The sequence below is a fragment of the Longimicrobium sp. genome (genome assembly GCF_036554565.1).
Lineage (GTDB): Bacteria > Gemmatimonadota > Gemmatimonadetes > Longimicrobiales > Longimicrobiaceae > Longimicrobium.
Window position 1 is genome coordinate 1 of the sequence record NZ_DATBNB010000787.1, and the last position, 3134, is coordinate 3134.

Sequence of the window (3134 nt, forward strand, 5' to 3'; positions counted from 1 at the left end):
GCCGGCCCGAGCACCGGACCTGCCACTGGCGCCTCCAAGTCTGGTGTGTACACCCTCTCCCGCTTGCGGGAGAGGGTCGCACGCGTGTCAGCGCGGCGGGGTGAGGGCCCGCGGAGCCGAGCCGACGCCCGATACCATTGCCCTTCGCCGGGGGGCGAATATTTTAGCATGTGCTCTTTTCAGGCTCCCCGGCGGGCGGTATCATACCGCATTCGCAACTCCCATCCGGAAGGCCGCTTGATGAAACGGATCGTCCTGTTGGCAAGCCTGCTCGCGGCCCCCGCCGCGGCGCAGCAGGTCAGCATCCCGCACACGATGTTCTCGCTCCCCAACGGGCTGCGCGTCGTGGTGGCGGAAGACCACTCCACGCCGGTGGTGGCGGTGAACGTGTGGTACCACGTGGGCAGCGGCTACGAAAAGCCGGGCCGCACGGGATTCGCCCACCTCTTCGAGCACGTGATGTTCGAGGGCTCGCGCTACGTGCCCGAGGGCGACTTCGACAACCTGCTCGAAGCGGCCGGCGCCCGGAACAACGGCAGCACCACCACCGACCGCACCAACTACTACGAGGTGATGCCCTCCAACGCCGTGGAGCTGGCCCTGTGGCTTGAGGCCGACCGCATGGGAGGCCTGCTCGACGCCATGTCGCCCACCAAGCTCTCGGGGCAGCGCGGCGTGGTGCAGAACGAGCGGCGGCAGAGCTACGAGAACCAGCCGTACGGCATGCTGTGGGAAACGGCCTCGTCGCTGCTGTACCCGGCGGGCCACCCGTACTCGTGGACCACCATCGGCTCCATGGCCGACCTCGACTCCGCGCAGGTGGAGGACGTTTCCGAGTTCTTCCGCACCTACTACGCGCCCAACAACGCCACCATCGCCATCGTGGGCGACGTGAACACCGAGCAGGTGCGTCAGTGGGTCACGCGCTACTTCGCCGGCATCCCGCGCGGCACCGACGTGCAGCGCCCGCAGATTCCGGTGCCCTCGCTGGCCCGCACCGTCTACACCACGCGCGAAGACCGGGTGACCCTTCCCGAGCTGAGCATGGTGTGGCGCACCGGCCCGCGCTTTTCGGCCGACGAGGCCGCGGTGAACGTTCTGGCGGCGGTGCTCACGCAGGGCAAGAGCGCGCGGCTGCACAAGCGGCTGGTGTACGACGAGCAGGTGGCCGCCTTCACCGCGGCCTTCCACGAGGCCAACCTGCTATCGGGCGACCTGTGGATCCGCATCCGCGCCAAGCCGGACGTTGACCTGGACCGCATCGAGGCGGCGGTGAACGAAGAGGTGGCGCGCCTGGCGCAGACCCCGCCCTCGCGCGAGGAGCTGGACCGCGTGGTGAACACGCTGGTCACCGGCTTCGTGAGCGCGCTGGAAACGGTGGAAGGCAAGGCCGACCGGCTGAACGACTACCTGTACTACGCCGGCGAGCCCGACCACGCCGAGGAAGACCTGGCGCGCTACCGCGCCCTCACCCCCGCCGACATCCAGCGGGCGGCGCAGCAGTACATGGCCGGGCGCAACCGCGTGGTGATCAGCTTCGTGCCCCAGGGCAAGACGGCGCTGGCCGCCGAGGAGAACCAGTGATGAACCGTACCATCGCGATCGCCGCGGCCGGCGCGGCCCTGGCCGCCTGCACCCCCGCCGCCGCCCCGGCTCCCGAAGCCGCGCCTGCGCCGGCCCCGGCCCCGGTCGCCACCGCCCCGGAGTTTCCGCGCACGGCGCCCCGGCCCGGCGCCGCGCCCCGCGTGGACCTGCCGGACCCCGTGCGCATGCGCCTGGGCAACGGCCTGAACGTGGTCTACGTGCGCCAGGCCGAGCTGCCCGTGATCAGCGCGGTGATGGTCACCCGCGGCGCGGGGAGCGCCGACGAGCCCGCCGCCACGCCGGGGCTGGCCTCGTTCACCGCCAACATGCTCGACGAGGGCGCCGGCGGCCGCTCGTCGCTGGAGCTGGCCGACGCGCTGGAGCTGCTGGGCGCCAACCTCAGCACCGGTGCCGGGGTGGATGCCGCCCAGGCCAACCTGTACGTGCTGCGGCAGAACTTTCCGCAGGCGCTGCGGCTGATGGCCGACGTGGTGACGCGCCCCGACCTTCCGCAGCGCGAGGTGGACCGGCTGAAGCAGGAGCGGCTGACGCAGCTGGCCCGCGCCCGCGACGAGGCGGGGACCATCGCCAACTACGCGTTCTCGGGGCTGGTGTATGGCTCCGGGCACCCGTACGGCCGCTATCCCACCGCGACGGCCACGCAGGCGCTCTCCCGCCAGGCCGTCGCCGCCTTCCACGGCCAGCGGTTCCGGCCGGAAGCCAGCACGCTGATCCTGGTGGGCGACGTAGACCCGGCCCAGATGCAGCCGCTGGTGGAGCAGGCCTTCGGCGGCTGGCGTGCGCAGGGCACGGCGGTGGCGTCCACGCCGCCCGCCGCGCCGCGGATCGGGCGGACGACCATCTACCTGATCGACAAGCCGGGCGCGGCGCAGTCCGAAATCCGCATCGGGCACCCGGGCGTGGCCCGCAGCACCCCCGACTACTACGCGCTGCTGGTGATGAACACGCTATTGGGCGGCTCGTTCACCAGCCGGCTGAACACCAACCTGCGCGAAACGCACGGCTGGTCGTACGGCGCCAGCAGCGGCTTCCAGATGCTGCGCGGCGAGGGCCCCTTCACCGCGCGGGCCGGGGTGCAGACCAACGCCACCGACAGCTCGCTGGTGGAGTTCTTCCGCGAGCTGGGCCGCATCCGCGCCGAGGACGTGAGCGAGGCGGACCTGGAGAAGGCCAAGGCCTTCGTGGCCCTGCGCCTCCCCGACCAGCTGGAAACCACGCAGGACGTGGCGGGCCAGCTCGCGACCCTGGAGACGTACGGGCTGGACGCGTCGTTCTTCGACACCTACGTGCAGCGGGTGATGGCGGTGACCGCGGCCGACCTGCGGCGGGTGGCCAACCAGTACGTGCGCCCGGAGCAGTCGGTGGTGGTCATCGTGGGCGACCGCTCCAAGGTGGAGGCGGGCATCCGCGCCGCCAACCTGGGCCCGGTGGAGATCCGCGAGGTGACGGAGTTCGTGCGGTAGCCGCCGACGAGGGGCAGTGCGAAAGTGCGAGAGTGCGAGAGTGCGAAAGTACCACTCTCGCACTTT

General features: G+C 71.2%; 2 protein-coding genes. Both read left to right on the plus strand.

All coding sequences use genetic code 11. The annotated features are described in order from the left end of the window. Nucleotides 1–240: 240 nt before the first annotated feature. On the plus strand, nt 241–1584 hold the full coding sequence (locus tag VIB55_RS22190) for a pitrilysin family protein (RefSeq protein ID WP_331878861.1): 1344 nt from the start codon (nt 241–243) through the stop codon (nt 1582–1584). Beyond that, a complete protein-coding gene (locus VIB55_RS22195; protein ID WP_331878862.1) occupies nt 1584–3068 on the plus strand; it encodes a pitrilysin family protein in 1485 nt (494 codons plus the stop codon). Before VIB55_RS22190 ends, VIB55_RS22195 begins: the two co-directional genes overlap by 1 nt. Nucleotides 3069–3134 lie beyond the last annotated feature (66 nt).